Raw genomic sequence first — 7,577 nt, 5'->3', positions numbered from 1 at the left:
GATCCAGACCCGAGTCCGGCTCGTCGCACAAGATGATCTGCGGATCCAGAACCAGCGCACGAGCCAGGCCGGCACGCTTGCGCATACCACCGGAGATCTCACCGGGAAGCTTGTCCTCGGCACCGGTCAGACCGACCAGGTCGATCTTCTCCATCACGATGTCGCGGACCTCGTTCTCCTTCTTCTTCGTGTGCTCACGAAGGGGGAACGCGATGTTGTCGAACAGGCCCATCGAACCGAACAGCGCACCGTCCTGGAACAGCACACCGAACAGCTTGCGGATCTCATAGAGTTCCTTGGCCGAACACTGCGTGATGTCGGTGCCGTCGATGATCACCGACCCCTGCTCGGGATGCAGCAAACCGATCAACGTCTTCAGGAACACCGACTTACCGGTACCCGACGGACCCAGCAGCGCCGACACCTCACCCTCCGGCAACGTGAGCGACACGTCCCGCCAGATGTTCTGCGAACCAAAAGATTTCGTCAGATTCTCGACACTGACCTCAACACCCATGGCCTTTACCCCGTCCTCGTCGTCGCGTTCAGTTACCCGGAACCGCGGGTGCGGGCTGTGCGGGTGCGGGCTGTGCGGGCGCCTGCTCGGCCGGTGCCTGCTGCGCCGGCGCCGGTGCTCCACCCTCGTTGGCGTCGAGGTTCGAGCCGGTGCTGCTGATGGCGGTGATGAGCCACTCCTGACTCTTGTCGAGGGTCATCCGGTAGGTCGCGGTCGACTCGATGCCCGACGGCGCCTGCACGTTCTTGGTGCGGACGTTCACGAAGGCCACGACCTGATAGGAGTCACCGTCGACCGATTCGACCTTCGCCGCAATGGGTTCCGCGGTCGACGACCACTGCAGCGGACGCAGCAGCTGTTCCATCTGGGTGGATGCCTGACGCAGGCGCTCGGACAGCTCGGGCGAGGTCCCCTTCGTGAGGCGACTGCGCCAGTCCTCCGGATTCTCGAAGCTCATGTTCGCGGCGCCCTGCGCGTAGTCGAGGGCGACCTGCTCGGCCCTGGCCCGGTCGGCCGACGCCGCCTGGAGATCGCCGACCTCGTTCTTCGCGCTCAACAGCTGCCAGCCCATCAGGCCCAGCGCGACGACCACGAGCACCGCGACCGCGCCGACGACAACGGAGCGCAGCGACACCGAGCGGCCGGCCAGGCGGGACTTCGAGTCGTCCTTCTTGTCCGACTTCTTGTCGGCGGTCGTCGAGTCGGCGACCTCGGCCGTCGTGTCGGCGGACTTCTCGTCAACGAGATCGTCGCCGGTGGTGCCGGTCTGGTCGTTCTGGGGGCGAGTGTCGGTCTTCATGGGAGTCTCTCTCAGGGTGAGGGGGGTTGGTGGTCAGCGGAAGCAGACGGGGCTACGCCCGTCCCGTCTGTCTTCGACGGGTCATCATCGACCTCCCACAGGGATCGTGACGTCGAGCGCCCCGGAATCCGTTGCGTTCAAGAGGTTGTCGAGGAACCGTCCCATGTCGACGGTCCGGAGGGAGGCCGCACCCGACTGCGCGGCGGGCAGCAGGTTGTCACCGATGACCTTGAGATCCGCTCCGCTGTCGTCGAGGAACTTCTGCAGTGCGGCCACGAGAGGTGATGCCCCGGTGGTGATACCGGTGTACATCGGACCACTCCAGTCGATCGCGTCCTTGGTCCCGGACTCCATCGCCGAGAAACCCTCACCGAATCCCTCGAGGTTCGGCGCGGTCGCCCGCAACAATGCGGGCAGCGGCGTGGAACGCATCAGCAGCGGCTGCATGGTGGCCAGCAGAGTGGTGAGCTGATCGGCCTGCTGGGTGAGCTCGGATGTCAGGAGCCGCCCGGCGCGGTTGAGGTCCTCGATGACCTCCATCCCGTCGGGCAGGCCCAGGTCGAGTTCGGCGAACACCCGCTGGACCTTCTCCGGATCGGTCTGGCCCAGCACCTCGGTCACGCGCTCGGAGAGTTCCTTGAACGTCGCCGAACTGGAGACGCTGTCGCCGTCGACCAGGGCGTTGTCCTGCAGGTACGGTCCGCCGGCCGTGCTCGGCATGACGGCCACGTAGGCCTCGCCGAGCGCCGAGAGGTTGTCGACCCGGAACTCCGATTCCACCGGAACCTTCTCGGATTCGTCGTAGTCCCAGGTGATCTGGGCGCCGTCCAGCGACTGGCGGATCTCGGTGACGTGCCCGATCTCGATTCCGCGGAGCAGTACCCGCGAACCGACGAGGATGCCGTTGGTGTCGGGCACGGTGATCGTCGCGTGCTTCGCCGACGGCGACTTGACGTGCAGTCCGACGTTAAGGATGTAGGCGATCGACAGGGCGGCCAGCGCCAGCATGGCCACCACCGACACGCGGGTCTTCGTGATCATCGGATTGCTCCCAGCATGCTCAGCAGCAGCTTGGTGTCCCCGAGGAGCTGCTTCTTACCCGACGTACGCACCGAACCACTGTCCGTGGCGGTGACACGAACCGACGAGACGTTGACCGAGGGGTTCTCGGCGAACGGGATCAGCGTGTTCTCGAGGAACTTCGCCATCGCGGCGCCGGTCGACGGCGCCTGGTCCCACATCCCGCGCCCGGCCTCGCCCGTGGCGGCGAGGGAGTTCAGCAGCGGCACCAGGAACAGACCACCGGTGAACACCGATCCCACCGACGGCAGGAGCGTACTGATGTGGGCCACCAGTGTTTTGGACACGGTCTTCCAGTAGTGCAGGCCCTGGTCGGAGAAGACGTGGTCGATCTGCACCCGGCTGTCGTCGAAGGACTGGGATACCGCGTTGAGCGCGTTGATCGTCCGTTCGAGCTCGTCGGTGTTCCGCGACAGGTCGTCGAGGTCCTTCGACACGATAGCCGCGATCTTCCGGACATCGCCGACCGGCGGCATCGTGCGGTTGAGGGTCGCCATCGTGTCCTGGACCTTCTGGATGCTGCCACCGTTCACGAAGTACGCCAGGACGGCGATGGTGTCCTCGAGCGGCGGCGGCGACGTCGTCCGGTCGATCGGGATGACGCTGCCCTCTCGGAGATACTCGCCGGAGCCGTCACGGGCCGGCGGTTCGATGGCGAGGTAGGTATCACCGAGCGGCGTGTTCTGGCGGATGATCGCGGAGGAATCGGCCGGCACCGCGCGGTCATCGGTCAGTCCGACGATGACGTCGACGCCGTCCGGGGTCGGGTTCGTCGACTCGACGCGCCCGACCTGGATGCCGTTCATCATGACGTCGGCGCCGTCGGGCAGGTTCAGCACACTGGTGAACTGCAGGGTCACCCGGTAGTCCAGCGGCACACCGCTCTTCACCGACGGAAGGCGATTCGGGCTCAGTGACGAGCAGCCGGTCAGGCCGACGACGATCGCGCAGACGGCGATCGCCGCGACGAGGATTCGTTTCGCGCTCATCTAGAAACCAGCCTTCTGCAGCAGGATCGACAACGGATTGACCGAGGTGGTGCCCTTCTCCTGATCGCAGGCTCCGCCGAGGGCCTTGCACTCGGCCTTGCTGACCGCGACCTTGGGTGCCTGATACGGCACGGACAGTGCACCGGCGGCCGACTCCTGCTCGCGCATCGCCGCGGCGATCGACGGCGTGACACCGAGGAGCTCCTGGAGCTCCGGAGCGCGCTGCGCACCGTAGGCGACGATGTCCTCCACCGGCCCGTGTAGCAGCGGCCACAGGATGTCGTCGCCGTAGTTGCGCTGGATGTCGTACAGCAGGGCGATGGTCCAGCCGACACCCTGACAGAACCGGGCGACGTTGTAGAACAGGGTGGTGCCCAGTGCCGAGACGTTCGGCGCCTGGTTCATGATCGACATGATCTGATCCCAGTTCCGCACCGCGGAGTCGGTGAGCGGGGCCATGTCGCGGATCGACGTCCCGATGTCGGCGATGAACGAGTCCGGGTTCTGGGCGGCTCTCGCCGCATTCTCGAACATCTTCGACGCCTGCGTCCCCGTCCCGGCGAACGCACGGTCGGCACCCTCGAGGACCTTCTCGAGGTCGTCACCGCCGTTGTCCGACAAGGCCTTCAGGAAGTCCGACGCCGAGCCGGCGACCTCGGAGATGCTCTTGGGCGTGAAGGCGTTGTCGACTCCGATGCATCCGCCCTCGACGAGCGTGGGTCCGCCCGCATAATTGCCGACGAGTTCCAGATTGCGGTCTGCGAGGAGGGATTTGGACCTCGTGACCGCTTTGACGTCGGCCGGGTACTTCCGTCCCGGCTCGAGCGAGAAGGTGACGCGCGCGTGGGTGCCGCGGCTCTCGATCTTCTCGACCTTGCCGACCGGGATGCCCATCTGGGTGACCCGGTTGCCCACATACAGACCGATCGTGTCCGAGATGTCGGCACAGAAGCCGTCACCACCCGCCATGTCCGGACCGACATCGCGTGCGGAGGCCACGCTCAGCCCGACGGTCGTGACCACCGCGGCCATCGCCGCGACCGTTCCGACCGCGATGGCGGCCCGCCGACGCTTGCCGGCACGGTCTGTCCCGAGCCTGGAGATGATGCCCCTCATCAGCAGTTCCTTCCCGGAATCGGAATGCACACGTTCTCGGTCCACAGCGCGTCGCCGCCGATCTCGCGCATGCCCTGCGGAGTGATCCACTGCGCCAGCTGTTTCCGCGTGGAGACCAAGCCGTCGATGGCCGGTCCCAGCTGCTGCTGCAGCCGGATGATGGTGTCCTTCATCTGGTTCACGTGCTGGGCGACCAGATCACTGTGGCCGAGGTAGAAGCGCATGAACGGGGACAGCTTGTACAGCACGTTCGCGAACAGCTTGTAGGCGTAGTTGAAGCCCGCCGAGTTCACGTGATAGGTGCTGACGACCATGTCGATCTTGCGGATCAGTTCGAAGACGAATTCACGGTTGCCGTTGAAGGTCTGGAGGTACTCCGCAGCCAGTCCGGCGATCTGATGGACCTGACCGCGCTGCTTGTCGAAGACCTCGGTGACCGACTCCAGACCGTCCACGATGCCCCGGAGGGAGGTGTCGTTGGAGCCGAGCGCCTTCGCGACCTGGTCCAGGTTCGAGTTGACCTCGCCGGCGTCGACCTCGTCGGTGGTGCTGGGCACCGCCTGGATGACGTCACCGATCGAGTAGGGCACGGTGACCCGTTCTGCCGGAATGGGTGTGGTCAGTTCTTCCCGCCCCATCGGGATCATCGTGATCGCGTAGCCGCCGACCGGGGTGAGCATCCGGACCTCGAGGCGGGTCTGGTCGCCGACGAAGGTCTCCTCGTCGATCCGGGCGGTCACCTGGACCCGGTCCGGCGCGAGGGTCACCTCGCTGACCTTCCCGACGCTGATCCCGGCGACGCGGACGTCTTCGCCCGGTTCGATCGCGGAGGCGTCGGTGACCTCGAAGGTGATCGACTTCTGGCCCGGCGGCCGCAGGTAGATGACCGCGAGGGTGCCCAGCAGTGCCACGACGACCAGTAGGACCACCGCGCCGATCACACCGTCGTGGGTCGAGAACCGGTGCAGCCGGCTCTTTTTCATCGCTGGCACAGGACCACCTCGCTACCACTCATGAGCACACGGACATCGGCGGGGAGCTGCGCACGTCCCTTCGTGCACTGCTTCGAGAACGACGCGCGGGTGTCGATCCCCCGCAGGCCGGCCAGCGCATTCGGCATGAGCTGGAACGAGTTCAGCGCTTCCTGCATCGACTTGAACGAGGTCTGGAGGAACTCGTCGACATTGAACTGCTCGTTGATGCCCAACGCCACCAGGAGCCGCTCGACGGGTTCGAACAGGGCCGGGCCGGCACTCGCCGTCACCGCGAACTCGTCGAGCACCGTCATCGCATTGCTGATCGGCAGGTCCACGGCCTCCAGGAACCCCATGACCTGAGGTGAACGCCCGCCCATGGTGTCGGCGATGCGCGCGAGATTTGCGGTGAGGGTGGAGATCAGCTGCTGCCGGTTCTTCGCGTAGTCCGCCAGTTTCTGCGTGCTGTCGAGCATCGGTCCGAGACCGGAACCGTCTCCCTGCAACAACGCGATCGCGTTCTCGCTGAACTGGTTGACCTCGTCGGCGTCCATGGTCGTCAGCACCGGTTGGAGTCCGTTGAACAGACCGGTGATGTCGAAGGACGGCACTGTCTGGGAGGTCGACGCATGGCTGACCATCTGACCGGGCTCGTCCCCGGGTCGCACGTCGAGGTAACGCACGCCGGTGAGGTTCTGGTACTTGATCGCGAGCTTGGTGGTCGACGTCAGCTTCTGCTGGTCTTCCATCGTGAATTCGACTCGGGCAAAGGGCTTCCCGTCGGCACCGTGCTGCAGATCCACCGCGGTGATCTTGCCGATGCGCTTGCCGCGGAAGCGGACGTCACCGTTCTCGTGCAGTCCGGATGCGTCGGTGAAGTCGGCGCGGTACTTGACCACCTGGGCGTCGACCGGGTTGCGCATCGCGTTGATCACCAGGATGAACAACAGGACGGTGATCACCGCGACGATCGCGACCTTGATGCCGGCGAAGAGCGTGTTGCGAGACGTCAGCATCAGTTACCTCCGACGCGCGGGCCGTCGACGACACCCATGCGGGCCAGCGGACCCGCGACCGCGGGCACGGTGTCGAGGAGCAGACGGATCTGCAAGGTCTTGGCCTCCTCGTTGCCCTTGAACGTGTTGCGCAACTGTTCGATCGCCTTTCGTGTCTTTGCCATCGACGCACCGCCGCCGATCATCTGCGGCACCGGGTCGACCAGGTACTTGATCGAGGTGACCACCGGGGTCAGATCCGTGGCGTGCGAGCCCAGCAGGGTGCCGATGGCGCCGAACAGCCCGTCGGCGGCGACGGTGAGGGACCGGTCCATCAGGTCGTGGTAGGCCTCGTCCACGCCGCGTGAACCATCAGGCAGCTTGTTGAGGACGTTGTTGCTGATCGCATCCAGGCTCTTCATCGCCTCCCGGTTGAAACCGGGGAAGGCCTCGGCGAGGTCGTTCATCTTGCCGAGGAGTGTGCTCGGCATCTGGCGCTGCGTACGCGCCACCTTGTCGGTGAAGATGACCGCGGTCTCGATCAGCGGCGACAGGCCGTTGGCGTAGCGCATCACCTCGTCGAGGCTGTCGATCATGTCGCGGGTCAGCGTCCCGTCCACCACGATCGAGCTGCGTTCGATCATCGTCGACATGGTGAAATCCGGTGCGGCCTCACGGCGTACGGTCTGCCCACTACGCAGGGACTCCCCACCCGGCATCGCCACGAGGTTGACCGCGGTGACACCGAAGTAGTTCTGCGGCCGGTAGTCGAGCTGGAACGAATCGGTGAGGCTGCCCGCCGCCTGGTCGTCGAGCACCACGTCGACGTGGACGACACCGGGTTCGGTCGCGTCGATGCCGGTCACCTCGCCGACCTCGGCCCCGCGGAGCAGGACCCGGCTCCCGTTCTCGACGCCGGGTCCCAGTGCCGGGAGAACCAGGTGCAGATCGGTTCCCCGGGGCGCGGTCGCGCGGGGATAGACCACCGCGAACACCGCGACGACGACCACCAACACCACCAGCGCCGAGAGGCCGGCCGTGACGAGCGTCCGGGACTGACCCCGGACATCTCCTCTGATGAAGTCCTGACTGCTGTTCACTGACACG

8 protein-coding genes are annotated in these 7,577 nt (G+C 65.6%); all 8 read right to left on the bottom strand.

The genetic code is table 11. The annotated features are described in order from the left end of the window. Window positions 1-517: ABC transporter ATP-binding protein (locus OK17_RS08140; RefSeq protein WP_461417142.1), on the bottom strand; the 517-nt coding region annotated here is incomplete at its 3' end. Window positions 518-545: 28 nt separating this feature from the next. Beyond that, window positions 546-1,316, bottom strand: coding sequence for a hypothetical protein (locus OK17_RS08135; RefSeq protein WP_227026562.1), 771 nt, complete (start codon window positions 1,314-1,316; stop codon window positions 546-548). A gap of 84 nt (window positions 1,317-1,400) precedes the next feature. Beyond that, the gene (locus tag OK17_RS08130) at window positions 1,401-2,357 is read right to left on the bottom strand and encodes an MlaD family protein (RefSeq protein WP_154884603.1); all 957 of its coding nucleotides are present in this window, start codon (window positions 2,355-2,357) and stop codon (window positions 1,401-1,403) included. Beyond that, window positions 2,354-3,385 carry an MlaD family protein gene (locus OK17_RS08125; protein ID WP_154884604.1) on the bottom strand — a complete coding sequence of 344 codons (1,032 nt, stop codon included), beginning with the start codon at window positions 3,383-3,385 and terminating at the stop codon, window positions 2,354-2,356. The genes OK17_RS08130 and OK17_RS08125 overlap by 4 nt, the downstream gene beginning before the upstream one ends. Beyond that, window positions 3,386-4,501 (bottom strand): MlaD family protein, encoded by a 1,116-nt coding sequence (locus OK17_RS08120; RefSeq protein WP_461417141.1) that lies wholly within the window; start codon window positions 4,499-4,501, stop codon window positions 3,386-3,388. Continuing rightward, a complete protein-coding gene (locus OK17_RS08115) occupies window positions 4,501-5,484 on the bottom strand; it encodes an MlaD family protein (protein ID WP_119031148.1) in 984 nt (327 codons plus the stop codon). The genes OK17_RS08120 and OK17_RS08115 overlap by 1 nt, the downstream gene beginning before the upstream one ends. Further along, complete coding sequence (locus OK17_RS08110) at window positions 5,481-6,491, bottom strand: MlaD family protein (protein ID WP_406540032.1); 1,011 nt, start codon at window positions 6,489-6,491, stop codon at window positions 5,481-5,483. Before OK17_RS08110 ends, OK17_RS08115 begins: the two co-directional genes overlap by 4 nt. Then, the gene (locus OK17_RS08105; protein ID WP_074851838.1) at window positions 6,491-7,576 is read right to left on the bottom strand and encodes an MlaD family protein; all 1,086 of its coding nucleotides are present in this window, start codon (window positions 7,574-7,576) and stop codon (window positions 6,491-6,493) included. The genes OK17_RS08110 and OK17_RS08105 overlap by 1 nt, the downstream gene beginning before the upstream one ends. Between the last annotated feature and the right edge of the window lies 1 nt (window position 7,577).

It is taken from the genome of Gordonia sp. GN26, assembly GCF_054823965.1.
The sequence above is the reverse complement of the archived record's forward strand: the minus strand, read 5'-3'. Positions and strand labels throughout refer to the sequence as shown.